Annotated in this window: 24 protein-coding genes; 9 read left to right on the plus strand and 15 right to left on the minus strand. The window is 73.0% G+C overall.

All coding sequences use genetic code 11. The features are described 5' to 3' along the window. Window positions 1-143: 143 nt before the first annotated feature. From H4W80_RS10250 to H4W80_RS10275, 6 genes are all read right to left on the minus strand, one after another. Window positions 144-734 carry an HD domain-containing protein gene (locus H4W80_RS10250; RefSeq protein WP_192784875.1) on the minus strand — a complete coding sequence of 197 codons (591 nt, stop codon included), beginning with the start codon at window positions 732-734 and terminating at the stop codon, window positions 144-146. 155 nt (window positions 735-889) lie between these two features. After that, window positions 890-1,813 carry an NADP-dependent oxidoreductase gene (locus H4W80_RS10255; RefSeq protein ID WP_192784876.1) on the minus strand — a complete coding sequence of 308 codons (924 nt, stop codon included), beginning with the start codon at window positions 1,811-1,813 and terminating at the stop codon, window positions 890-892. A 99-nt stretch (window positions 1,814-1,912) separates the two neighbouring features. Continuing rightward, window positions 1,913-2,833, minus strand: a complete 921-nt coding sequence (locus H4W80_RS10260; RefSeq protein WP_225963350.1) for a hypothetical protein — start codon at window positions 2,831-2,833, stop codon at window positions 1,913-1,915. Next, window positions 2,830-3,906: a hypothetical protein gene (locus H4W80_RS10265; RefSeq protein WP_192784877.1), complete on the minus strand. Its 1,077-nt coding sequence runs from the start codon at window positions 3,904-3,906 to the stop codon at window positions 2,830-2,832. The genes H4W80_RS10260 and H4W80_RS10265 overlap by 4 nt, the downstream gene beginning before the upstream one ends. Continuing rightward, window positions 3,903-4,361 carry a DUF4188 domain-containing protein gene (locus tag H4W80_RS10270; protein ID WP_192784878.1) on the minus strand — a complete coding sequence of 153 codons (459 nt, stop codon included), beginning with the start codon at window positions 4,359-4,361 and terminating at the stop codon, window positions 3,903-3,905. Before H4W80_RS10270 ends, H4W80_RS10265 begins: the two co-directional genes overlap by 4 nt. Then, entirely contained in the window at window positions 4,358-5,902 is a 1,545-nt protein-coding gene (locus tag H4W80_RS10275; RefSeq protein WP_192784879.1) for a phenylacetate--CoA ligase family protein, read from the minus strand. Before H4W80_RS10275 ends, H4W80_RS10270 begins: the two co-directional genes overlap by 4 nt. A 105-nt stretch (window positions 5,903-6,007) precedes the next feature. On the opposite strand from H4W80_RS10275, the gene H4W80_RS10280 reads away from it, so the two are divergent. After that, complete coding sequence (locus H4W80_RS10280) at window positions 6,008-6,400, plus strand: helix-turn-helix domain-containing protein (protein ID WP_192784880.1); 393 nt, start codon at window positions 6,008-6,010, stop codon at window positions 6,398-6,400. An 86-nt stretch (window positions 6,401-6,486) separates the two neighbouring features. Beyond that, window positions 6,487-6,855, plus strand: coding sequence for a DUF4180 domain-containing protein (locus tag H4W80_RS10285; protein ID WP_192784881.1), 369 nt, complete (start codon window positions 6,487-6,489; stop codon window positions 6,853-6,855). Window positions 6,856-6,914: 59 nt separating this feature from the next. On the opposite strand, the gene H4W80_RS10290 is transcribed toward H4W80_RS10285, so the two are convergent. Both H4W80_RS10290 and H4W80_RS10295 read right to left on the minus strand, forming a co-directional pair. Then, window positions 6,915-7,748: an LLM class flavin-dependent oxidoreductase gene (locus tag H4W80_RS10290; RefSeq protein WP_192784882.1), complete on the minus strand. Its 834-nt coding sequence runs from the start codon at window positions 7,746-7,748 to the stop codon at window positions 6,915-6,917. 17 nt (window positions 7,749-7,765) lie between these two features. Further along, window positions 7,766-8,584 carry a nucleotidyltransferase domain-containing protein gene (locus H4W80_RS10295; RefSeq protein WP_318786788.1) on the minus strand — a complete coding sequence of 273 codons (819 nt, stop codon included), beginning with the start codon at window positions 8,582-8,584 and terminating at the stop codon, window positions 7,766-7,768. Window positions 8,585-8,696: 112 nt separating this feature from the next. On the opposite strand from H4W80_RS10295, the gene H4W80_RS10300 reads away from it, so the two are divergent. The 3 genes from H4W80_RS10300 to lexA all read left to right on the plus strand — a co-directional run bounded on the left by H4W80_RS10300 (window position 8,697) and on the right by lexA (window position 11,492). After that, the gene (locus H4W80_RS10300; RefSeq protein ID WP_192784883.1) at window positions 8,697-9,179 is read left to right on the plus strand and encodes a metallophosphoesterase family protein; all 483 of its coding nucleotides are present in this window, start codon (window positions 8,697-8,699) and stop codon (window positions 9,177-9,179) included. Window positions 9,180-9,411: 232 nt separating this feature from the next. Continuing rightward, a complete protein-coding gene (locus tag H4W80_RS10305) occupies window positions 9,412-10,701 on the plus strand; it encodes an FAD-binding oxidoreductase (RefSeq protein ID WP_192784884.1) in 1,290 nt (429 codons plus the stop codon). 182 nt (window positions 10,702-10,883) lie between these two features. Next, on the plus strand, window positions 10,884-11,492 hold the full coding sequence (lexA, locus tag H4W80_RS10310) for a transcriptional repressor LexA (RefSeq protein ID WP_225964696.1): 609 nt from the start codon (window positions 10,884-10,886) through the stop codon (window positions 11,490-11,492). A 9-nt stretch (window positions 11,493-11,501) separates the two neighbouring features. Here the strand turns inward: lexA and H4W80_RS10315 are convergent, their stop codons facing one another. Beyond that, complete coding sequence (locus tag H4W80_RS10315; RefSeq protein WP_192784886.1) at window positions 11,502-12,386, minus strand: NmrA family NAD(P)-binding protein; 885 nt, start codon at window positions 12,384-12,386, stop codon at window positions 11,502-11,504. Between the two features lie 105 nt (window positions 12,387-12,491). Between H4W80_RS10315 and H4W80_RS10320 the strand changes: the two genes are divergently transcribed. Continuing rightward, window positions 12,492-13,502, plus strand: coding sequence for a LysR family transcriptional regulator (locus tag H4W80_RS10320; protein ID WP_192784887.1), 1,011 nt, complete (start codon window positions 12,492-12,494; stop codon window positions 13,500-13,502). A gap of 10 nt (window positions 13,503-13,512) precedes the next feature. Here the strand turns inward: H4W80_RS10320 and H4W80_RS10325 are convergent, their stop codons facing one another. Continuing rightward, window positions 13,513-15,273, minus strand: a complete 1,761-nt coding sequence (locus H4W80_RS10325; RefSeq protein WP_192784888.1) for an FAD/NAD(P)-binding protein — start codon at window positions 15,271-15,273, stop codon at window positions 13,513-13,515. A 99-nt stretch (window positions 15,274-15,372) separates the two neighbouring features. Further along, on the minus strand, window positions 15,373-16,269 hold the full coding sequence (locus H4W80_RS10330; RefSeq protein ID WP_192784889.1) for a diacylglycerol/lipid kinase family protein: 897 nt from the start codon (window positions 16,267-16,269) through the stop codon (window positions 15,373-15,375). Window positions 16,270-16,373: 104 nt separating this feature from the next. On the opposite strand from H4W80_RS10330, the gene H4W80_RS10335 reads away from it, so the two are divergent. Continuing rightward, the gene (locus H4W80_RS10335; RefSeq protein ID WP_225963351.1) at window positions 16,374-17,069 is read left to right on the plus strand and encodes a phosphatase PAP2 family protein; all 696 of its coding nucleotides are present in this window, start codon (window positions 16,374-16,376) and stop codon (window positions 17,067-17,069) included. Continuing rightward, window positions 17,066-17,719 (plus strand): phosphatase PAP2 family protein, encoded by a 654-nt coding sequence (locus tag H4W80_RS10340; protein ID WP_192784891.1) that lies wholly within the window; start codon window positions 17,066-17,068, stop codon window positions 17,717-17,719. Before H4W80_RS10335 ends, H4W80_RS10340 begins: the two co-directional genes overlap by 4 nt. Here H4W80_RS10340 and H4W80_RS62605 read toward each other — a convergent pair. From H4W80_RS62605 to H4W80_RS10355, 3 genes are all read right to left on the minus strand, one after another. Continuing rightward, window positions 17,696-19,252, minus strand: coding sequence for a phospholipase D family protein (locus H4W80_RS62605; RefSeq protein WP_192784892.1), 1,557 nt, complete (start codon window positions 19,250-19,252; stop codon window positions 17,696-17,698). The two genes, H4W80_RS10340 and H4W80_RS62605, sit on opposite strands and share 24 nt — an antisense overlap. Continuing rightward, entirely contained in the window at window positions 19,249-20,040 is a 792-nt protein-coding gene (locus H4W80_RS10350; RefSeq protein ID WP_192784893.1) for a DUF1206 domain-containing protein, read from the minus strand. Before H4W80_RS10350 ends, H4W80_RS62605 begins: the two co-directional genes overlap by 4 nt. A gap of 95 nt (window positions 20,041-20,135) precedes the next feature. After that, window positions 20,136-20,669: a DUF3592 domain-containing protein gene (locus H4W80_RS10355; protein ID WP_192784894.1), complete on the minus strand. Its 534-nt coding sequence runs from the start codon at window positions 20,667-20,669 to the stop codon at window positions 20,136-20,138. 152 nt (window positions 20,670-20,821) lie between these two features. Here H4W80_RS10355 and H4W80_RS10360 point away from each other — a divergent pair, with 152 nt between their 5' ends. Next, the gene (locus tag H4W80_RS10360; protein ID WP_192784895.1) at window positions 20,822-21,517 is read left to right on the plus strand and encodes an AMP-binding enzyme; all 696 of its coding nucleotides are present in this window, start codon (window positions 20,822-20,824) and stop codon (window positions 21,515-21,517) included. 13 nt (window positions 21,518-21,530) lie between these two features. Here H4W80_RS10360 and H4W80_RS10365 read toward each other — a convergent pair whose 3' ends face one another. After that, on the minus strand, window positions 21,531-22,742 hold the full coding sequence (locus H4W80_RS10365; RefSeq protein WP_192784896.1) for an ATP-grasp domain-containing protein: 1,212 nt from the start codon (window positions 22,740-22,742) through the stop codon (window positions 21,531-21,533). Window positions 22,743-22,870 lie beyond the last annotated feature (128 nt).

Consider the following 22,870-nt stretch of genomic DNA (forward strand, 5'->3'; position numbering starts at 1 on the left):
GCACCGCGAGCTCCCCGTTGAAGCCCACCACCAGTTGCCCGCTCGACGTCAGCGTCATCGAATAGGGCATCGACGGGCATAACCGGCACCGTAACTCCCCCGCTGACGCGGATCGGCCGCAGGGGCGCTGACGGCCTTGGAGGTCAGGCGGTTGGGCGGCCTTCGAGAGGGTTGGCGGCGATCCGCCCGGCGACGTCGTTCCTGACCGATGCGGCGGCCGCGCTGTCCGGCTTGCGCCTCGCCTGGTCCTCGAAGCACGCCAGGAACTCCGCGCCGAATCCCAGCCGAGGATAGCGGGCGAGGATCTCCGCCCTGGCGTCCGGCGAGAACTCCTCCGGGTGCCGTCCGACCACCTCCCAGCTGCTGGCGACCTGCAGCAGGTGGGACTCGGGGTCGCCGGCCGGGGACACGTCTTCGCGCATGTGCAGCATGATGATCTCGGTGACCCTGGCGGCCCGCCCCGCCGGCCAGCCGGCCGCCACGCCGCAGACCCAGGCCAGCTGCCCTCCCGCCTCCTCGAACGGCAGCCGGTGGCTGTCGAAGGCCTCCGTCAGCCCGATGTCGTGGAGCAGCGCCGAGACGTAGAAGAGCTCGTCATCGAAGGCGATCCCGTGCGCCGTGCCGTACACGGCTCCCCACAGGTAGGAGCGGACGCAGTGGTTGAACAGCGCGGGCGAGCAGAAACGGGTGGCCACCGACAGCGCCGCCACGGCGGCGGGAGTCTCCGGAAACATGGGGCCAGCTTTTCAGCTGGACGTCAGGTCCCGAGGTCCGACCTTGGCCGCATGCCGGCGGTGGTACCCGATGCGGGGGTCGCGCTGATCAAACCGGCGCCGTCGCGCCCAGCCGATAACCCTGCCTTGGCGGTGCGTATGCACCGGCCCGCCGGCTATTCGCCCTCCGTGACCCGGATGATGGTCTTGCCGGGAGTGCGCTGGGCCGGCGCGAACGCGGAGGGCGCCTCGGCGAGCGTCCGCACGGCCCCGACGATCGGGCGGAGCCGTCCGTCCCGGACCCGCCGTGCCAGGTCCGCCAGCCGGGCACGATCGGGCTCGACGACGAAGAAGATCGCCCGCCCGTCACGGGGGCGGACCGTGGGTGGCGAGACGATGGTGACCAGCGTGCCGCCGTCGCGCACCAGCGCGGCCGAGCGGTCCAGGATGTCACCGCCGATCACGTCGAGAACCACGTCGACCTGACCGGCATCTTCGAGACGGTCGGCCTGCAGGTCCAAGAAGGCGTCCACGCCGAGGCCGAGTGCCGTGTCCCTGTCGCCGGCCCTGCCGGTGCCGATCACTCGGGCGCCCGCCTCGCGTGCGAGCTGCACCGCGACAGAACCGACACCGCCCGCGCTGCCGTGGATCAGGACGGTCTGGCCGGCGGCCAGGCGGCCGTGGTCGAACAGGCCCTGCCACGCGGTCAGTCCCGAGATCGGCAGTGCGGCGGCCACGGTGTGGCCGACGCCGGCCGGCAGCGGGGCGAGGTTGCGGGCCTCAACCGCCACGTACTCGGCCAGCGAGCCGTTGCGGGCCCAGTCGGTCAGCCCGAACACCCGCTGGCCGACGGTCAGGCCGGTCGTCCCGTATCCCAGCTCGGCGACGACACCCGACACCTCGTGCCCCGGCACACTGGGCGTCCGGTCGCGGCCGGCGCGATCGGACCACGTTCCCGGCCAGTCGAGCTCTCCGGGGGTGAACCCCGCGGCATGCACCCGGACGACGACGTCGTTCTCGGCGGCGTGCGGGTACGGCTCCTCCGTCAGGGAAAGCCCGGCCAGACCGGCGGCGCGGTCTCGAACGGTGATGGCCTGCATGACGGGTCCTCGCTCGTGGTGGAGATGTCCAACAGGACGAACGTACAGGCGTTCTCCTCCCGAACGGGTCTTGGCCACGACGTAATCAGACCGCGGTGGTCAGGGGCGGAGGCGGGAGGAGGGAGTGGCGGGGGAGGCCGGGCGGCCGACCCGGGCCACGTGGAGGAGGGTACGGGGGTCCGCGACGCCCAGCCGGTCCGCGAGCGTCCGTCTGGTCGGCTCGCAGTCGATGATCTGGCTCAGCGGGTGCGTGGCGTAGCCGTGGGCGGACAGGGTGAGCCAGTGCCGCATCAGCACGCGCCCCAGCTCCAGCTCGTCCTCGACCGCCCCCACCAGCACCAGGACGTCCCCGTCGTAGTCCAGCAGGTCCCGCGAAGCGCCGGCCAGCACCCGGGGCAGGCCCAGGGGGCGCAGGGCCGGGTAGAGGGCGAGCGAGGCGCGCAGGCCGATGGCCTCCGCCCTGCTGAGGGACAGGGCCCGGTCGGTGAGGCCGTCGAGCAGGTAGCGGCGGTGGCGGCGGGTGAGCCGCAGCCAGGCGCGCAGCTCCCGCGTCACCTCCCGGTCGCCGAACTGGTGCAGGTCGGCCGCGTGCAGCAGGTCCGCGAGGTCGCGGCAGGCCAGCCGCCGCATCCCGGTCAGCTCCGCGACCAGCGGGTCCGGCAGGCGTCCCGGGTGGTACTCGCCGCGGTTGGCCCCGCGCGCCCGGACGTCCGCCGTCGTGAAGGGCGTCCGGTACGGCTGCGCGGCGGCGTACAGGACACCCACCCGGCGCGGCCCCGGATCGGGACGGAACCCGACGGACAGGCCGGCGTCGGCGCAGACGATCAGGCAGCACTCCACGAACGCGCCCAGGCTCAGGCGCAGGTCGCGGCCCGTGGGGTCGCTGATGGGCAGGGCGCGTGAGGGGTCCCAGCCGACCTCGGCCCCGTCGTCCGTGTAGGTGAGGGTCCAGGGCTGGGTGTTGTGGGCGCTGGGGGCCCGCCAGAAGTCCGGCTCCAGCGGCCGCAGCCGGTCTTTCACGCCGTCAGGCCCTTCTCGTAGAAGGTGTAGCCGTGCAGGGGGCGGCCGCCCATCGCGGTGTACTGGGCGGCGGATCCGGGGTTCGTGCGCTCGACGTACGTGCTGCGCAGCGCCCGGTAGCCGCCCCGGCGCAGCCCGTCGTGCAGTTCCCGGGACAGCAGCCGCATGTAGCCGTGGCCCTGCTCCCCGGGGACCGTGCCCTTGATGATGAGCACGGCCTCGCTGCGGTAGCGGGATCGGGTGGCCAGCAGGCGGAGCTGGTTCAGGAGGTGGAGATTGCCACGAATTTTCGCGATAAATCGCGAAATGTCGGGCAAGCACAGCACGAACGCGACCGGCCGCTCCCCCTTCGTCAGGTACAGCAGCAACGACTCGTCCAGCAGGTACGCCAGCCCGTCCGTCTGCGCCGCGAGCTGCTCCGCCGAGATCTCCGTGTAGTAGCCGAGCTGCGCGAAACTGGCGTTCAGCATCTCCCGCAGGATCGGCAGCTGCTCCGCCACGCGCCGCCGGTCGCCTCGGTGCACGCGCAGCCCCTCGGCCGCGATCCGCCCGTCGTCGAACGCGAACACCGGCTCCTCCGGCACCGGGCAGATCCAGGTGTCGGACTCGAAGCGGCGCGCGAAGCCGCACGCCTCGTACGCGACCGGATAGTACGGGTGGTTCCAGGCGCTGTCGATGAAGCCGCGCTCGCCGAACCCGGACGTGATGACCCCGCCTGCCTGGTTGGGCAGCAGCGACACCGGCCCGAACACCGCCTCCTTCCCGGCGGTGCGCCCGGCCGCGAGGATGTCGTCGAACAGCTCCTCCGCCGCCTCCTCCGCGAACTCGGTCAGCCCGAACAGCTGCGTGGCCCGGCCCAGCTTGGCGTCCAGCGCGGCGTCGGTGTGCAGGGTGGTCCGCGCGACCACCCGCCCGCGCCGCCTGAGCAGGAACAGCCGTACCCCTTGCCGGTGCCACGCGCGTACCTGCGCGTGCAGCGGCGGAATGAAGCGCGGCTCGCCCGCGTAGACGCGGTCGGTCAGAGAGAGGAAGTCGCGCAGGTCACGGCGGCTCTCAACGGGATGCAGCGTCACCCGCGCCTCACCCGGGGACCTTCGCCGTCCTCGACGGACAGCTCCGTGGACAGCGGGGTGAACGTCTCGATGTGCGCCATCGGCCCGCCCTCCGCGCGCCAGACCCCGTTGCTGTAGCCCTCCGGCTCGGCGTTGTAGAGCCGGATGTAGCCGCCGGTGGCGTTCCTGGTGCCGTCCGTCACCCACTGCATGAGCTTGCGGTGGTGGCGGCTGCGGGCGAAGCGCAGCAGCGCGTCGCGGTCCTCGAAGAACGCGAGCGTGCCCAGCGTGAACGGGAACTCCCAGTAGACCTTGTGCCAGCAGTAGCCGCGCATCCGCTTCATGTCCCGCACCATGCGGAACCACGTCAGGGTGAGCGTGAATATCGACAGCGGCCCCCGGTAGCGGGTCGCGCCGACGAACATCGCCGTCGCCCGCCCCTGCGGCGGGGCCTTGCTGAAGTCCGTGGTCCTCATGCGTCCTTCACCAGGTAGACGTTCTTCATCTTCGTGAGCCCGGCGAACGGCCCCTCGCCCGGGTCGAAGACCTTGACGCGCAGGTCGGCGGCCGTCGGGTCCTCCTTGAGCGACTCGGCGAAGTCGCGCGAGACGGCGCTCAGGTGGGCGACCACGCCCTTGCGGCAGATCTCGGCGAGTTCGCCGCGGTCGGCGGCGCCGGGGCCGCGCAGCTCGATGTTGATCACCGGGCGGTACTCCAGGCCCGGCAGCTCCTCCAGCGACAGGCAGAACCGGTTGATCGCGGCCGCGTACGGGTTGCCCTGGTAGAGGCCGTACTCGACGTCCTGCGGATACAGGTTGGCCCCCATGTAGGAGATCGTCGAGTCCTTGCGGCCGAACAGGAACAGCAGCGGCAGGTTCATCCGCTCGTCGGTCCACGCGCGCTCGTACGCGTCGGCGCCGAGCGCCCGCTTGACGTCGGCGAGGGTGTGCAGCCTGGCCTCGTCGCCGACGTTGTAGCGGAGCTTGGGCTGCAGGCAGCTCTTGGTGTTGATGGTGCACAGCAGCTCGCCCTCGCTGTTGACCTCCAGGAACGTCTCCAGCGGGTTGTAGTGGAAGATCATCGGCAGCCGCTGCTCCCCCGGCCCGAGCAACAGCTCGCGCAGCCCCCGGTCGGTGGCCAGGCGCCTGCGTAGCCACACGCTGAACCCGCTCTCGGCGCCCATCCCGATCGTCAGGTCGCTGGCGCCGTAGCCGGAGCGGACCTCCTCGAAGCGCTCCTCCAGGTAGTCGCGCAGCGCCTCGGTCATGCCCTCGCCGCCGACCATGCCGCGGATGCGGTAGTCCGCCCACGGGAAGCCGCTCTCGTCCAGGCGGTCGCGCAGGTGCTTGAGGAACGGCGGGTACGCGGCCACCACGTAGTCGTAGCCGGGCCCGAAGTGCTCCAGCGTGTCGGCGATCTTCTCCAGGTCGGGGCCGGTGTTCTTGACCATCGCCACGCGCGCCATGGCGGTGCCCGTGGTGGTGCCGGTGGCCCAGGCGCCCATCGAGTACGCGTTGATCACGAACAGCCGCCTGCCGGGGAAGACCAGCTCGATGTAGCCGGCCGCGTTGCGGTAGATGCCCTTGAGCTCGCGCGGCCCGCGTACCCAGTTGTACGGCTTGCCGCTGGACCCCGACGACTCGTCCACGATCACGCCGGGCCGGTGCAGTCTGCCCTCCTGGCAGCGGCTCTCCTCGTCGTACACGGCGGCGTAGTTCTGCTTGCTGGTCTCGGGGAAGTCCGCCAGCCGCCTGGCGTGCCCGGCGCCGTTCGCCCGCAGGAAGTGCCGGTAGGCGGGCACGTCCACGGCGGCGAACTGGCAGGCCAGCCTGGCGTGCCGGGCCGCCAGCCAGTCGAAGGCCGGGTGGTAGCTCCGGGCGACGAGCCGCCAGATGGCGGGGTGCATCGCGCCCAGCCGGTACGCGCCGGTCAGGGACCAGGAGCAGGCCTGGAGGCGGGCCCTCCGCCAGCGCTGGCGCAGGGTGAGCGGCCCGAGAGCCGGGCTGAGGCGGGTCATGAACGGTGAGACTAGTGGGCCGGGTAGAAGATCACTTTATGCCCACTTTCATCGGTTTCATGCACTCCCTATCCTTCCCTATTGTGTGCCATCATAGGGAGCGATATGGAGCATTACACCGTCGAACAGGTGGCGTCCCTGCTCGGGTTGCACGTCAAGACCGTCCGCAACTACGTACGCGACGGGCGGCTGCCGGCCGTGCGCATCGGCAAGCAGTACCGGATCGCCAAGGAGGACTTGGCGGCCTTCACCGGCACGCCGATCCGCGCGCCCCGCCGCGCGGAGGCGTCGAGCATCGTGCAGATCGACGGCATCGCCAGGGGCGACATGGACCGGGTCAGCACGATGGTCCTGGGGTCGCTGGCGAGCCGGCCCCATGGGCTGCGCGTGGAGTTCGTCTACGACGAGGAGCGCGAGCACCTGAAGGTAATCGTGCTGGGCGGGCTGGAGGACAGCGCCCAGGTCCTGAGGATCATCGACGCGCTGGTACGGGAGTGAGGCCCATGGCCGGGATCTACGCCTCGCCGGAGGCCACCTGCTCCACGCCCACACTCAAGAGATCATGGACTTCCTGGAGACCTCACATGCTTGACGACCGCGTATACGTCTGCGAGCCGCACGGCGAGCCGCTGCGCGAGACCCGCGACGCGCTCGACCTCCTCGGCGAGGCCTTCGGCAGGGGCGCGAGCTGGGTGGCCGTCCCCGCCGGGCGGCTGCACGACGACTTCTTCGCGCTGCGCACGGGCGTGGCGGGCGAGATCGCGCAGAAGTTCGTCAACTACCGGGTCGGGCTGGCCGTCGTGGGGGACATCTCCCGTTTCACCGCCGCCAGCTCGGCGCTGCGTGACTGGGTGGTCGAGTCGAACCGGGGCGGGCACGTCTGGTTCGTCGGCGACCTGGAGGAGCTGGCGGCCCGGCTGCCGGCTCGCGAGGATCCCGCGAGCCGGACCTGAAGCGAGCCGGACCTGAAGCGAGCCGCGCTGAGGCGAGCCGGGCCTGAGGCGCGGCTCGTTCAGGCGCGGCGGGCGGCCACGGCGGCGAGCATCTCCCAGGCCGCCTCGGGGTGCAGCGTCTCGTCCGGCTCCGTGTGGAACGGGTCGAGGACGACCGCCTCCGCGCCGAGCAGCCGCAGCTCCTCCAGGTCGGCCATGACCTGCTCGATCGTGCCCTCGCCCGCGCGCCGCTCCGCCAGTGGCTCGTCGGTGATCCGCAGCAGGATCCTGGGCGTCAGGGCGGGCACCGGCCGGCCCTCCTCGGCGGCGATCTCCTTCAGGCGCGACCAGTGCTCGCGCAGCCAGGGCAGGGTGTTCCGCAGCGGGTGCCATCCCTCGCCGTAGCGCACCGCCCTGCGCAGCCCCGCCTCGCTGCCGCCGCCGACCCAGATCGGCACGCCGCCGCCGGAGCGGTAGTCGTCCTCGTCGGCCCAGGCGGCGCGGATGGCGGCGAGGTATTCGTCGGTCACCTTGCCGCGCCGCTCGTACACCGCCCCCAGCGCCTCGAACTCCTGCCGCGCCCACCCGATCCCCACGCCCAGCACCAGCCGCCCGCCGCTGAGGTCGTTGAGGTTGGCCGCCATGCGGGCGACGAGCAGCGGGTGGCGGTACGGCACGATGAGCACCGTGGTGCCGATCCCGATCCGCGTGGTGGAGCCGGCGAGCCAGGCCAGGGTCGTGAACGGTTCGTAGAACGGCGCGGGATACTGCTCGGCGACGTCCGAGGTGATCGCCACATGGTCGGAGACCATGAGCAGGTCGTATCCGAGCCCCTCGACCGTCTGGGCCCAGCTGCGCAGCACGCCGGGGTTGGTGCCGGGGCCGAAATTGGGAACGTTCACGCCGATTCGCACCGGGTCAGGCTATCCCGTCAGCCACACGCGGCTCGCACGTCCGCCACGAGGGCCGCCGCGGCGTCCACCGTACGGGCGATCTCCTCCGGGGTGCGCCCCACCTCTGCCAGCAGCGCCTGGGCCCGCTCGCCGAAGCCGGGCGGGGCGGAAGGGAGCCGGGCGGCCGAGGCGACCATGCCCTTCTCGTTGATCAGCCAGGCGCCGTCGGCGGCGTGCAGGGCGTGGCAGGCGACGCCGACGACCCGGAACAGCGCACCGGCCGCGTACGCCGGGTCCTGGCCCTTGGCGCCGTACCCGCCGATCATCAGGGCGAAGTCGGCCTCCCACAGCCGCTCGATCAGGGCCTGGCGCAGCGCGGGCGGATATTCGTCCGCGATCTCCCGCCGCAGGGCGGCGAGCTCGCCGGTGGGGTCGGCGAGGACCTGGCACAGGGCGACCTCGCCGGCGTAGGCGTGGGAGTAGAAGCCGAGGGGGTGGCCGACCTGGAAGCCGATCTCGTAGCGGCCCTGGCGGCAGTCGTCCCAGACGCGGTGGACGCGGTCGAGGTCGCGGTAGATCCAGTCGACCCGCCAGTCGTCCATGGTGAGCCAGCCGCCGCCGTCCACCCACGGCCCCCAGCCGCCCGGCTCGGTCACCTCGGTCGGCTCGCCGGTCACCTCCCGCGCGAGGGCGCGCAGACCCTCCACGTCGAGCGGTCCCCGGTAGTAGAGGCCGAGGTCGATGTCGGAGTCCGGCCGGTGCGTGCCGCGCGCCCGGCTCCCACCCAGGACGACGGCCACCACCCCGGGCACCTCGGCCAGTCGGGCGGCTATGGCGTGAATGTCCGGCTCCTGCACGGGTCGATCTTAGAACCTCCCGGCCCGCGGGCGTCTCCTGGCCGGTTACCTGATCGTCGGCTGCGCCGGGGGCGAGCGGGTCCATCGGAGGAGGAGTGGGCAGGGGACGGTCGTGAGAGTCGTCGCGTTGTCGGACACGCACGCGCCCAGGCGCTGGCGTTCCTGCCCGCCCCGCGTCGCCGAGCACCTGCGCGGCGCGGACGTCATCCTGCACGCGGGCGACGTCTGCGTGGCCTCCGTGCTGGACGAGCTGGCCGCGTACGCCCCCGTTCACGTCGTGAAGGGCAACAACGACGGCCCGGACGTGGTGGCGCCGGAGACGCTGGAGCTGACCCTGGACGGGCTGCGGATCGGCATGATCCACGACAGCGGCCCGGCCAAGGGGCGCCTGGACCGCCTGCGGCGCCGCTTCCCTCAGGCGGACCTGGTCGTCTTCGGCCACTCGCACATCCCGCTGGACGAGTCGGGCGGCGGCCTGCGCATCTTCAACCCCGGCTCCCCCACCGACCGCCGCCGCCAGCCGCACGGCACGCTGGGCCTGCTCACCATCGAGAACGGCGTCCTGACCGCCGCCGAGATCGTGCCCGTCACCTGACGACGGCGGATCAGTCCGGCCGCGCCGTACGACCGGCGGTGTAGTCCGGGGGGCGGCGGACCGCCCGACCGTACGTCCCGCGGCGTAGCGGAGACGGAGACGGCGGGCGGATTTTGTCACCGCCGCTTGCGAGGATCCTCGGGACTTAAGGGCCGCGGTAAGTCGACGGGAACGAAGCCGTAAGCGCCCTCCAGCACAGTGATCCCAGATCACAGGAGAGAAGGGCCGAGAGATGAGCCAGCCGTACACCGTCCAGGACGAGATCTCGCTTCCCGGGTTCGCCGGGACCGTCCACCTGCCGGGCGAGGCCAGTTATGAGGAGCTGCGCCGCTCGCTCAACCCGCGCGTGGACGCCCGCCCGGCGCTGGTGGCCGAGGCGTACGGCGTGGCCGACCTGCGCGGCGCGCTGCTGGCGGCGCGGCAGCACGGGGTGCCGTTCGCGGTGCAGGCGACCGGGCACGGCACGCACGAGGCGTGCGACGGCGGCGTCCTGGTCAGGACCTCCCCCATGGCCTCGGTCCTGGTGGACCCGGACCGGCGGATCGCCCGGGTGGGGCCCGGGGCGCTCTGGGGCGAGGTGGTCGCGGCCGCCGCGCCGTTCGGGCTGGCGCCGCTGTCGGGGTCGTCGCCGTCGGTCGGCGTCACCGGCTACACGCTCGGCGGCGGGCTCGGGTGGCTGGCGCGCAAGCACGGGTTCGCGGCCGACAGCGTGGTGCGCGCCGAGGTGCTGCTGGCCGACGGCCGGCACGTCGTGGCGAGCGCGGACAGCCACCCCGAGCTGTTCTGGGCGCTGCGCGGCGGCGGTGGCGGGTTCGGCGTCGTCACCTCGCTGGAGTTCCGCCTCCACCCGGTCGAGCGGGTGTTCTCGGGGTTCGCGTACTTCCCGATCGAGGCGGCGGCCGAGACGCTGACCGCGTACCGGAGCTGGATCGAGGACGCCCCCGACGAGATCAGCACGGCGGTGGTGCTCAGGCGGATGCCCGACGACGCGCCGGAGGCGGTGCGCGGCAGGCACGTCGTCATGGTCAAGGTGGTGCACGCCGGCGAGGCCGAGGAGGCCAGGCGGCTGCTCGCGCCGCTGTGGCGGGCGGCCGGTCCGGCGCTGCTGGACGAGACCCGCCCCAGCACGTACGCGGCCACCTCCATGGGCGGCACGCCCAACCGGCACATGGACATGTTCGAGACGGTGCCCGACGAGGTGATCGGCACGCTGGTGCGGGCCGCGGAGCACGCGCAGACCGTGGAGATCCGCCACTGGGGCGGCGCCATGGCCCGCCCGGGCCAGGACGCCGGCCCGGTCAGCCACCGCGGCACGAAGCTGTCGGTCATCGTGGACACCGTCGTGCCGGGGCTGGCGGAGGAGCTGCGCCCGTACGCCAACGGCGGGACGTTCCTCAACTTCCTGGCCGACCCCGCCAGGACGGCGGCGGCGTTCGCGAGCGGCGACTTCCGGCGGCTGCGCGAGGTCAAGCGGGCCTACGACCCGGACGGCTTCTTCCGCGTCGGCCACGTCGCCCGTTGAGCACGGGGCCGACGCGCCGCCGCCGCCCGGCCCGCGACCACGAGACGCGAACGGGCCCAAGAGGGTCACGTCCAGGGCAAGATCGTGCTCCAGGTGACCGCCTGACCGGGCCTGCCTCTAGCATTTCGCAGGTGACCACCTACGACGATCCTGACGCGTTCGAGCATCTGGACTTCTCGGCCCTGCCACCGCGCCAGCAGCGGATCCTGGCCATGATCCGCGACTGGGTGGTCAGGTACGGCTATCCCCCGGGCACTCGCGAGATCGGCCACGCGGTCGGGCTGCGGTCGTCCTCCTCGGTGTCGAAGCACCTGAAGAGCCTGGAGGAGAAGGGGTTCCTGCGCCGGGGCGCGACCATGACCCGGCCGATCGACGTGCGGCTGTTCCTGCGGGCCGCGGCGCCGGAGCCCGCCGGCGACGTGGTGAGCGTCCCCGTGGTCGGCGACATCGCCGCGGGCACACCCATCCTGGCCGACCAGCACGTGGACGACATGCTGACCCTGCCCCGCGAGCTCGCCGGGCGCGGCACCGTGTTCGCCCTGCGGGTGCGGGGCGACTCGATGATCGACGCCGCGATCTGCGACGGCGACATGGTCGTGGTGCGGCAGCAGCCCGAGGCCCACTCGGGCCAGATCGTCGCCGCGATGATCGACGGCGAGGCCACGGTCAAGGTGTTCCGGCGGCGCGGCGGGCACGTCCTCCTCGAACCGCGCAACCCCGCCTACGACGTCATCGACGGCGACGACGCCGTGGTGCTGGGCATCGTGGTCTCGGTCCTGCGCAGCGTGTGAGCACCTGCGTCAGGCGAGGACGGCCGGCTTGAGCACGTCCTCGCACCACTGGTGGAAGGTGGTGGGGGTGCTCGCCCGAGGCGTGCGGACGGCGCCGTTGTCGAGGCCGGCGTCCTTGGCCAGCGCCATGTCGAGCATCCCCTGAGCCATGGCTTCGGACATGCCCGAGCCCACCAGCCCGGCCTTGAACGCTTCGCCCGGCAACTGCTCGAAGCGGATCGGACGGCCCAGCACCTCGGACATGATCCGCGCCATGTCCTCGAAGGAAATGTCCTCGGGACCGAGCACCGGGACCTCCTCGACGCCGCTCCAGGTGTCGTCGAGCAGCAACTCGGCGGCGACCGCGGCGATGTCGCGGGTGGCGCAGCTCGGAGCCTTGTGATCGCCGGAGATGGGCGAGGTGAACATGGACCGGTTCCTGATCAGCTCGGTCTGGCGCAGCAGGTTGTCCATGAACGAGGGCATCGCCAGCGCCCGGTAGCTCACGCCCGTGCTCGCGATCAGGTCGTCCATGGCGAGGGACGCGGTCACGTACCCGGCGTTCCCGGCCACCGGCGTCCCTCGGCCCAGGGCCGAGACTCCGACCACGCGCTCGACCCCCTGGGACACGATGGCCTCGCACGCGGGCCGGCTGAAGCCGGCGTAGGCGGCATGGACACTCGCGGAGCGAGGGTCGGACGGCACCAGCCAGAAGACGGTGCGGGCGCCGGCGAACGCCTTGGTGACCACGTCGAGCTCGCGGTGCGAGCCCTCGACGACCTCGGCGTACGCGCGCACCGCGGCGGGCAGCCGGTCGGGCTCGCGCGCGATCACCCGGGTGGGCGCGCCGGCGGCCATGAGGCGGTCGAGGACCTGGCGGCCGATCTTGCCGGTGGGCGTGGTGACGACGATCATGAAAACTCCTGGAGGGAAGTGTTGACGGGAAGGACGGGAGCCAGTCAACCGGGCGCCGCGGCAGACCTGAAGGACCGATTCGATCGCCATTGATACTGTCGAGGTATGAATGACTTGGAGGTCCGGCAGCTCCGCTACTTCGTGGCCGTCGCCGAGGAGCTGCACTTCGGGCGCGCGGCGGAGCGGCTCGGCATGGCGCAGCCGCCGCTGTCCCGCGCGATCCGGGCCCTGGAGCGGCAGCTGGGCGTGCCGCTGCTGGAGCGCACCACGCGCCACGTCGCGCTCACCTCCGCCGGCGAGACCCTGCTGCGCGACGCCCGGATCGCGCTCGACGCGGTCACCGCGGCCGCCCGGCGGGCCCGGCACGCCGGCCGGTCCGACCCCGGGCTGCGCCTGGCGCTGAAGGCCGACTACGACGGCGGGCTGCTGCCGCGGATCCTCGACGCGTACCGGCGCGAGGCGGCCGCCCTCCCGGTGGAGCTCGTGCTGGGCGGGAAGGGGGACCAGCTGGCGGCGCTGCACGACGGCCGCGCGGACGTCGCCCTGGTGCCCGCCCCTCTTGACGAACCCCTTGACGTACGCGGCCTGGACGTCGAGCCGCTGCTGACCGAGCCCCGGCTGGTCGCGCTGGCGGCCTCCGATCCGCTGGCCTCCCGCTCGTGCCTGCGCCTGGCCGACCTGACCGGCAGGACCCTGCCCGACGGGACACCCGCCGACGGCCGGGAAGCCTGCCCGGCGACGGCCGGGACCCGGCCGAGACGCCTGGACCTGGCAGAGATCTTCAACCTGGTCGAGGTGGGCAGCATCGTCTGGTTTCCCCCGGCCTCGGTCGCGCCGCGCCACCCCCGGCCCGGCATCGCGTACCGGACGGTCAGCGACCTGCCGCCGCTCACCCTCACCGTGGCCTGGCCGCACCACAGCCGCTCACCGGCCGTCGCCGCCTTCGTCCGCACGGCCACCACCACAGCCACCACCACGGCCACCACCACAGCCACCACCATGGCCACCACCACAGCCACCACCATGGCCACCACCACGGCCACCACCATGGCCACCGTCACCCATCCGGCGGAGGCGGAGGCGGAGGCGCCGGCGCCCCAGCGCGCCCTGAGCTGAACCGGCGACCCTAGGCCGCCGGGCGGAGGCGGGCGGCGGTCGTGACGCCCAGGAGGGCGCGGGCCAGGGCGTCCGTCTGGCGGAACAGCGGGGCGTCGGCGCCCGGCCGGGCGAAGCCGGCGATCCCAGGGCCGCCCGCGGTCCACGGGCCCAGGGCGAAGCGGCGGGGGTGGACGGCGCCGGTGCGGGCGACGAGGCGGCGGTCCGGGAGGCGGACGTCCAGGAGGCCGGACTCCTCGCGGCACTCGCCCCGGGCGAAGAGCGCGCCGAGGAGCGGGTCGGTGCTGCGCGCCACGGTCGGCTCCGGCAGCCGGGCCTCCACCAGCGCCCGCGCCTCCACCGCGCCGGGCACGCTCGCGCCGACCGCCCGCCAGACCCCTGCCCGCTCGTCCCGCCCGACCCGGATGCCCTCGCCCAGGAACGTGACCACGCCGGCCCGCGCCAGCGCCCGCAGCTCGGCCAGCCGGGACGCGGGCGGCCCGCTGGCGAGGTAGTTGTACAGGCCCTGGAACCAGGGGTCGGCCGGCACCACCCCGCGCAGCGCGTTCAGGCCGTGGATCAGGGCCAGGTCCGCGCTGTGCGCCGGGTCGGCCCGCCGTTCCAGGTCGGCCGTCAGGTAGCCGCCCATCCAGCGCCCCAGCCCGGCCAGGTCGCCGAAGCGCATCCCGCGCAGCGGCCGTTCCAGCCGGTCGAGCCGCAGCCGGTCGGCGAAGCGCGGCACCGACCTGGTGACGAGCGCGCGCATCTCCTTCCCGCCCCACTCGGCCTGCGCGAAGGCGGGCTCGAACGCCTCCCAGCCCGTCCGCGTGCGTGCCGGGTGCCCGTTGAACAGCTCGAAGTAGTACGCGTACGCCAGCTCCTTGGCCACCGCCCGCCGCAGCTCCCCGGCGGGCGTGCCCGAGGTGACGAACCTGGGCAGTCCGGGCGGTGGCGCGGCGAGCCGGTAGCCGGTCTTGGCGTGGTACGGCACTCCCCTGCGCGACCCCACGTACAGGCGCGGCTCCGACCCGCCGGGCACGTAGTGCAGCTCGCCGCCGTGTTCGGTGAAGCGCCCGCCGCGTCCCGACGTGAGCAGGGTCAGCAGGTCGACGAACGCCAGCCCGGCACCCCGTACGAGCACCGGCTCCCCGGCCGGGATCACGCCCGGGTCGAGGTCGGCGGCGTACCCGGCGGGGAGGTAGGCCAGGCCGTGCCGGGCGGCGAAGGCGAGCTCCTCCGCCTCCGGCGGCGAGGGCAGCGCGCCCTGGTGGCCCTGCGCGAGCACCACCGCGTCCACCTCCAGCGCTCCCCCGCCGGACAGCTCCACCCGCTGTCCCCCGCGCACGTCGGCCAGGCCGACCGCCGTGGCCCGGTGCAGGCGCACCCGTACGTTGGGCGGCGCGGTCCGCGCCACCTGCTCGAAGGCGAAGGAGAGATAGCGGCCGAGGACCGGGCGCGGCGCGAAGTACCCGGGCTCGCTCCCGAGCCACTCGGCCAGCGACGGCCCGGGACGCGGCGGGCCTTCGCAGCGCACCGACCGGTCGGTGAAGACCGTGATGTCGGCCGCCGCCGAGTTGGCCCACAGCAGGTCCGGCTGGCCCGCGCGCCAGACCCGGCCCGCGCCGTGCGGGTGCGGGTCCACCACGTGCACGTCCAGCAGGTGGTCTCCGAGCAGCTCGGGAGCGTTGGCGCAGATCCGCTCCACGACGGACGTCCCCGTGGGACCGGCCCCGATCACCGCGACAGCGCTCACCCCGACCCCGCCCCGCTCTCCCCTGGTCACGCGCCGCATCGCCCCTCCCGCCAGACCGGGGTCCGCCGGGGGAAGCCGACGCCTCCCCCGGTGGAGCGCTAATACCTACATTAACAGTAGGGATTACGGGAAAGATCGTCAAGCCGGCTCGGGCTCGTCCGGTGGCAGGCAGACCGTGAGCGCGCCCGCGGCGGCCTTGGCCTTGAGCCGGCTGGTGGGCTCGCGCTCCCCGCCGTCGAGCTCGTACATCAGCGGGACCCCGAACCGGGCCGACACCTTCCTGGCCCGCGTGATCCGGACGAACGGCGAGTCCTCGGAACGCCCCGCGGCCATCCTGCCGATCACCCGCCCCCAGGCGAGCGGCCCCTTGGCGGTCGAGACGCCGACCTCCAGCCAGCCGTCGTCCGGCCGCGCGTCGTCGAACGCCTCGACGCCGCCGGCGATCGTGCTCACGTTGCCCAGCAGCAGGCAGCTCGCCCGGCCCTCGAACCAGGTCGTCCCGTCGACCTTGATCTTCATCGGCACGAGCGGCTCGCCGACGTGCCGGACGGCCGCCTTGACGTAGCTCAGCTTGCCGAGCCGCTTCTTGGCCCGCCCGCTCGCCTCGGCGATCATCTCGGCCTCGAACCCGGCCCCCGCCATCACCGCGAAGTGCTCGCCGTTGAGCACGCCCAGGTCCAGCTTCTCGCGCCGGCCGTGGAAGCCGATCCGTACCGCCTCGTCGAGGTCGGCGGGGATGCCGAGGTTGGCGGCGAACAGGTTCGCCGTGCCGGCGGGGAGCACGGCCATCGGCACGCCGGAGCCGGCCATCGCGTCGGCGCAGCGCTGCACCATGCCGTCGCCGCCCCAGACGAACACCAGCTCCGCGCCCTGATCGAGGGCTTGCCGGACCTTCTTGGGCGCCTTCTTGCTCTTGGGCACCTCGTACCAGAGCAGCTCGCCGACGCCCTCCTCGGTGATGAGCACGCGTAATCTGTCCAGACCGGCGCCGAGAGTCTTCTTGCGGTGCGCGACGACCGCCACGATGGGGGACATGCGTGGCGGACTACCCCGGGCGCCGGATTTCAGGCGGAGGAATCAATCCCGCGTGCCGGGGTAGCCGTGCGCGAATGAGTATCCATGGCGACCGCGGACTGGGATTGCGACTGACCCTCGCCAGCGTGGCGGTGGCGCTCGTCATGATCCCGTTCACCTTGCTGCTCGTCGTGGCCAAGATGCCCGTCAACGGACTGGACGCGGAGGCCGCGCGGTATCTGCACGAGTACGCCCTCACCCATCCCGGGGTGACGAGGTTCCTCATCGTGTGGACGGATCTGTTCGGGCCGTGGCCGTGGCGCATCGCGGTCATCGCGTACGCCGCCTGGCTGCTGTACAAGGGCGCGCCGAGGCTGGCCGCCTGGGCGGTCACCACCATCACCGTGGGCGGGCTGCTCGGCCTGGCACTCAAGATCGTCGTGGCCCGGGCCAGGCCGCACCTTCCGGACCCCGTCGCGCTCGCGCCGGGCGACTCCTTCCCGTCGGGCCACGCGGTGAACGTGACGCTCGGCGCGGGGGTGCTCGTCCTGCTCGTCCTGCCCCTGCTGCCCCGGTGGGGGCGGGTGGTGGCGTGGGCCGCCGCGTGCTTCGTGGTGCTGTCCGTCGGCTACACGAGGATCGCGCTCGGCGTGCACTGGGTGAGCGACGTGGTCGCCGGGATCGTGCTGGGCGTGGCCGTGATCGCCGCGACGGCGGCGGCGTTCGAGACGTGGCGGCGCGAGGAGGGGCGCAGGCCCGTCTCGCCGCCGGTCGAGGGAGTGGAACCCGAGTTCGTGAAAGCGAGCGATGAGAAGAAGTGAAACGTTACGCGTTATCGATCCTGCTGCCGATGATCCTGATGGCCGCCGTGACGTACGGCGTGGGCAGGGCGATCCTCGCCTGGCCCACCGGCGAGGCGTCGGTGAGCCGGAGCCTGGCCGCCGGCCGGACCCCGCTGTGGAACACCCTCACCGACTTCGGCAGCAGCCTGTCGGACACCCCCTACATCGTGGCGCTCACCGCGATCGCCGCGATCGGCTTCAGACTCCTCTACCGGCGCTGGCGCGAATCGATCTTCCTCGTCGCGGCCGTCTGGGGCCAGTCCCTCATCTTCCTGGCCACCACCGAGGCCGTCGGCCGGCACCGGCCGCCCGTGGAGCACATCGACCCGGCCCCGCCCACCTCCAGCTTCCCGTCGGGGCACGTCAGCGCCGCCGTCGCGTTCTACTGCGGGCTGGCGCTCGTCCTGACCTCGCATGTCCGCAACAGAGCGCTCCAGGTGCTGATCTGGGCGCTCGGAATCGCCGCCCCGCTCGCCGTCGCCCTGTCGCGCCTCTATCGCGGCATGCACTTCCTCAGCGACGTGATCTGGGGCGCGCTGCTCGGCGCGGGCTGCGTCGTCATGGCCGCCCGGGCCATCCTGTACGCGCGCGAGCGGCGGCGGCGCTCAGAACTCGTTCGATCTGCGTAACCGCGCGGGCCGCCCGTCGGGGTCCACGACCGCCCGGTACAGCGGCATGGCCAGCGCCCGGCGGACGCGGCCCAGTCCGGGCCGCGGATGCGGGCGCAGCCGGCCCGGCGGGCGGGGCCCCCGGCGGCCGTCCCGGTGCCAGGCCTCCAGCCGCGCGGCGGACTCGGCGAACGCCTCGTACGCGCTCTTGGGGTCGAGCAGGTCGTCCAGGTCGCCGGGGTCGCGGTCCAGGTGCTCGGCGGCGAGCGTGAGCCGGAGGTCCCTGGCGAACCTGCGGGCGCCCGAGGGCGGGCGCGGGTCGGGCTCCGCGTCGAGGACGGCGCAGCTCAGCTCGGAGTCGAACGTCCACGAGCGCAGGTTCACGTTGTCGGAGCCGACGCTCGCCCACACGTCGTCGACCACGCAGACCTTGGCGTGCACGTACACCGGCGTGCTCCGGTGGTTCTCCAGATCGTAGATCGCGACCCGGCCGTCGCCCGCGCGCATCAGCCGGGCCAGCGCTTCCGACCTGCCGATCAGGCTGGCCGGGCCGGCCAGCCAGCCGTCCTGGTCGGGATGGCGGGGCACCACGATGATCATTCGCAGGCCCGGCTCGCGCTCCAGCGCCTCGGCGAACGGCTCGATCACCTCCGTGGACCACAGGTACTGGTCCTCCAGGTAGACCAGCGATCTCGCCCGCGTCAGGACCTTGCGGTACGCCCTGGCCACGCTGCGCTCGCCCTCCGGCGCGAACGGGTAGGCGTGGCGCAGGTGGGGATAGGTCCTCAGGAGCTGCACGGCATGCGTCCCGGCCGCCGCCGGCGCGGGGCCGGGCTCCGGCAGCGGCGGCACGTCGTCCATCCGGCTCATGCGGTCGCGCAGCCGCCTGAACGGCTGGCGCGTCTCCGGCGCCGGGTCCTCCCATCGCTCGCAGAAGACCTTCTCCACCTCGGCCACGGCCGGGCCGCTGATCGCCACCTGGACGTCGTGCCACGGCGGGCGATCACTGTACGCGCCGGGCATCGGCGCCGCCTGCGGGTCGCCCAGGTGCTCGGCGTCGTCGCGGCGGCTGTGGCACAGGTCGATGCCGCCGACGAACGCCACGTCCCGGTCCGGGCGGCGGTCATGGCGCAGGACGACGAACTTCTGGTGGTGCGAGCCCCCACGCCGCACCCGGGTGTCGAGCAGCGCCTGCCCGCCGGCCGCCTCGATGTCCTCGCCGAGGTGCCGGTTCTCGGCCGAGCTGAAGCGCAGGAAGTCCAGGTGCGAGCGCCAGATCAGCCCTCGGACCAGGGCTCCCCTCTCGGCCGCCCCCGCCAGCGCGGCCGCCACCTCGGGGCCGTCCGGCGTGAGCCGCTCGTCGGGGTCGCCGCGCCAGTCGGAGAACAGCAGCAGGTCGTCCTTGCCGAGGCCGGCCAGCCGCTCGGCGAGCTCGGCGAAGTAGGTGGCCCCGTGCACGAGCGGGCGCACCAGGTTGCCCTCCGTCCAGGGGGCGAGCCTGGTCGCGTCGTTCCCGCGCTCGGGGCCGGTGAGGAACCAGTCGTCCAGCCTCATGTACGCCGCCAGCGGGCCTCTCCGAAGCAGTAGCCGGCGAACAGCAGCAGCCCGAGGGCCACCACCACCAGCAGCCAGGGCCCGGCCGGAGTGTCGGCGAACGCCCTGAGCGTGGCGTCGATGCCGCCGGCCTTGTCCGGGTCGAAGGTGACGGCCGCCTGGACCACGAAGACGCCGGCCAGCGCGGCGATCAGCCCGCGCGCGAGGTAGCCCGCCAGGCCGAGCCGGTCCATCACCGAGCCGGCCCGCCTCGGCATCGGCCTGAGCTCCTTGCGGAACTCCTTCTTGATGCCGTGCCGCATCCAGTAGACGCCGAGCGCGATGACGCCGAGCCCGATCGCGCCCACGAGGACCTGCCCCGCGGGCAACTCGAGCAGCTTCCCGGTGAGGTCCTGGGTCCGCTGGTCGTCGGAGGCGGTCTTGTGCGACAGCAGCATGGTCAGCAGCGTGGAGCACACGAACACGTAGACCGCGACCCGGCTGGCCGACTCCACCCGGTCCTTGACTTCGTGGGCGCCGAAGATGGCCTCCGACGCCTGCCACAGGGCCAGGGCGGCGAACCCCACGACCATGATCCACAAGAGCACGGCCCCGAACGGCAACGACGCGACCGTGCTGATCGCCCCGTTCTTGTCGGCCTCCCGCCCGCCGTCCCCGAACGCGATCTGCACGGCCAGCACTCCGATCAGCCCGTACAGCACGCCGCGGCAGACCAGCCCTACCCGCGCCAGCTTGTCCATGGCGGGGCTGTCCGCCGCCTGTCTCGCTTTGGCCTCGGCTTCGGTCATGACTTCTCCCAAGAGCTCGTCAAAACCGGCGAACTGCCCTGAATTCCGCGTTCTAGACCCTCACCCGCCGCGACCGGCGGGAACGAGTGTGAGGATCACTCGCCGAGGTCGAGATCGGGCGGGCAGTCGATGGGCGCGAAGGAGCCGTCGGCCTGCTGCATCTCGCACTGGCTCTGCCGGTCGCGTTCTCCGGGGCCGGAGGAGCCGGAGGACCCGGAGAACGCGGCGAAGCCCGCGAAGAAGGCCAGGCCGATGGCGACGACGACGAATCCGACGACGATCGCGCCGTGGCCCCCGCCGGCGTCGGCCGCGGGCACGGCCCTGGTCGGGTTCCGCGGGTCGTAGAGCACCTCGGTCTCGTTGCCGACGCCGAGGCCGGAGGTGGTCGCCGCCTCGGTGGTGATTTCCCGCCCCTCCACGGTCGTGAAGGTCAGGACGGGCCGCTGCCGCGCTCTCAGGTGCTCGCCTTGCCCCGTGAACGTGGTCCGGACGTCGCTGACCACGCCCGGCACCCGCTGCGCCCGCCGGACGAACTGCCCGCGGTCGACGACCCCCTTGATCGAAACCAGAACGATCAGTATGCCCACCGCCACGAACAGCAGCGGGAAGTACTGGAACAGATTTTCCACCGCGATCTCCTTGGCTCGGCCTGCATCTGAGAAACGTCCGGGCGAGCCACAGGTTCCCGGACGGGCGGCCCGGTGCCGGCGGCGCGGAGTACCGTTGATCGACGGGCCGGGCGGCCCGGCGGCGGAAACCATGGCGAGCGACGGGAGCGGCTTTGACCGAGAGCGGGCTCGAACAGCGCTTACCCGGGCACCCGGCGGTGACCGAGTGTGTCGTGGTCGAGGGCGAGCAGGTGATCGCCTACGTCGTGGTCGGTGAGACGGGCCGGCTCACGAAGTTCCTGACGGAGCTGGTGCCGCGGCGGCGGCTGCCCGACGTGGTCGCGGTCGTGCCGGCGTTGCCGCGCACGCCGGAGGGCGAGATCGACGTCGCGGCGCTGCCCCTGCCGGTGGCGGAGGGGCCGCGGCCCGAGGGCGGCAAGGGCGGCGGCGCGGCGGCCGGGAGCGGTTCGCTGGTGGTCGGGGGCACGCTCCTGTTCGGCTTCCTGGCCTTTGCGACCACCAACGTCTTCTGGCCCTACTCCACCGACCTGTCCGGCGTGCCGCTGCCCTGGGCGGCGCTGTTCTTCGGGCTCTACCTCTTCGAGTGCCTCTCGTTCGGGCTGGGCGTGATGGTCCTGCTGCGGGGCCGCTCGGCGCTGGCCCGGCGGGGCCGCTCCGCGTCGCTGACCACGGCGGCCTGGCTGGCGCTCGCGTGGCTGCTGCTGGCGTGGTGGCCGCAGGACAACTTCTACCGCCTGGCCGCCAAGACCGACTGGCCGCAGCAGGCGGCCCTGGTCTACGCATTCAACGTCACCCTGATGATCGCCGCGGCGGTGCTCGTCGCCTTCGTCTCCGGCCGGCGAAGATGAACCCGCGGCCGGGTCAGACGAACATGGCGCCGAGCGCCTCGTTGGCGTTCCGCACGGCCCGCTCCGCCTCGTCGAGCTCGCCGATCGTCCGGGCGGCCAGCGCGATCCCCAGGTAGGGAAAGGGGTCGAACGCGGCCGTCGGGATGGTGACCAGGAGGATCGCACCGAGCTCCCGGCAGCGCGCGGCCAGCCGCGTGACGTGCTCGCGCAGCGCGGCCGGCGGCAGCCGGGCGCCCAGCGGCAGGCAGTCCAGGGTGCGCACCAGGTGCCCGGCGCCGTGCAGGCCGTCCAGCGCCGTCTGGATGGTGAAGGCCGCGCAGGGGCCGGTGAGCCGCAGGTTGATCTCGGTGGGCACCAGCGAGCCCGCCCGGTCGGCCACGTAGTCCACGTCGTACCAGCCGCGGTAGCCGTGGCGGACCAGTGCCGCACCCACGTCGGCGCCGAACGCGGCCGCGGTCCGCGCCTGCCCGGCGGGCAGCGTGCCAGGTCCGACGGTGACGCCCTGGTAGCGGGTTCCGTCGATCGCCATCGCGCCCGTACCGACCGGGTGCACCTGCCCGTCGGCGGCGATGACGGCGTCGAACGTGGGGTCGGCGACGCCCGCGATGTACTCCTCCAGCAGCAGGCCGCGCACCCTGCGGGGCGGCGGGGACGTGGTCACGACCTGGGTGCCCGTTCCGCCCACTCCGTACTCCTTTTTGAGCACGTACGGCCTGGCCGCCCCGCGCAGCTCCCGGCGTGCGGCGATCCGGCGCTGTGCGGCGATCCGGATCCCGCGATGGCCGGGAGCCAGCTCGCGGAAGAGCTCGTGGGAGCCGCGTTTGGACTCGAAGCGGCGGACGCACTCCAGCACCCCGGCGGGGGCGGGCCGGATCCGGTCGAACGCGGGCGAGCGGCCCCAGGACAGCACCGCCGTCCCGGGCGGGACGAGCTCGGGCAGGCCCGCCAGAGCCGCCGACACCTGCCCGTCCGCCGCGATCCCGCCGCGTACCGGCACCTCGCCCCAGCCCAGCGTCCCGGCCAGGTGGCGCACCCACCACTCCGGTACGGGCAGCGGCAGCACGACGAGGGCGGGCCGCGGGCTGGCGAAGGCCGCCAGGCACGAGTAGTGGTCACGCCCGGCCGGGATCCCGCCGAAGGCGGCGTTGAACTCGGCGGCGTTGCCGACATGAACGGCGGGCAGCCCACCCGTCCAGGCCCGCACCCACGACGGCTCGGCACTCATCCGGTCAGGAAATCCCATGGATCACCTGACGTGCAAGGTTTGCGGACCGCCGCCCCGCGCCCCCGGTCCTTCTTCGACGGCGGAGAAAAGCGACATGATCACCCGTTGACCTGACATGAGCGCTTCGA

It is taken from the genome of Nonomuraea angiospora, assembly GCF_014873145.1.
Lineage (GTDB): Bacteria > Actinomycetota > Actinomycetes > Streptosporangiales > Streptosporangiaceae > Nonomuraea > Nonomuraea angiospora.

Bases quoted from the DNA above. Each gene is read 5' to 3' on its own strand.
- H4W80_RS10250 (WP_192784875.1), bottom strand. From the start codon at position 734: ATGTTTCCGGAGACTCCCGCCGCCGTGGCGGCGCTGTCGGTGGCCACC.
- H4W80_RS10255 (WP_192784876.1), bottom strand. From the start codon at position 1,813: ATGCAGGCCATCACCGTTCGAGACCGCGCCGCCGGTCTGGCCGGGCTT.
- H4W80_RS10270 (WP_192784878.1), bottom strand. From the start codon at position 4,361: ATGAGGACCACGGACTTCAGCAAGGCCCCGCCGCAGGGGCGGGCGACG.
- H4W80_RS10275 (WP_192784879.1), bottom strand. From the start codon at position 5,902: ATGACCCGCCTCAGCCCGGCTCTCGGGCCGCTCACCCTGCGCCAGCGC.
- H4W80_RS10280 (WP_192784880.1), top strand. From the start codon at position 6,008: ATGGAGCATTACACCGTCGAACAGGTGGCGTCCCTGCTCGGGTTGCAC.
- H4W80_RS10285 (WP_192784881.1), top strand. From the start codon at position 6,487: ATGCTTGACGACCGCGTATACGTCTGCGAGCCGCACGGCGAGCCGCTG.
- H4W80_RS10305 (WP_192784884.1), top strand. From the start codon at position 9,412: ATGAGCCAGCCGTACACCGTCCAGGACGAGATCTCGCTTCCCGGGTTC.
- H4W80_RS10315 (WP_192784886.1), bottom strand. From the start codon at position 12,386: ATGATCGTCGTCACCACGCCCACCGGCAAGATCGGCCGCCAGGTCCTC.
- H4W80_RS10320 (WP_192784887.1), top strand. From the start codon at position 12,492: ATGAATGACTTGGAGGTCCGGCAGCTCCGCTACTTCGTGGCCGTCGCC.
- H4W80_RS10325 (WP_192784888.1), bottom strand. From the start codon at position 15,273: ATGCGGCGCGTGACCAGGGGAGAGCGGGGCGGGGTCGGGGTGAGCGCT.
- H4W80_RS10330 (WP_192784889.1), bottom strand. From the start codon at position 16,269: ATGTCCCCCATCGTGGCGGTCGTCGCGCACCGCAAGAAGACTCTCGGC.
- H4W80_RS62605 (WP_192784892.1), bottom strand. From the start codon at position 19,252: ATGAGGCTGGACGACTGGTTCCTCACCGGCCCCGAGCGCGGGAACGAC.
- H4W80_RS10350 (WP_192784893.1), bottom strand. From the start codon at position 20,040: ATGACCGAAGCCGAGGCCAAAGCGAGACAGGCGGCGGACAGCCCCGCC.
- H4W80_RS10365 (WP_192784896.1), bottom strand. From the start codon at position 22,742: ATGAGTGCCGAGCCGTCGTGGGTGCGGGCCTGGACGGGTGGGCTGCCC.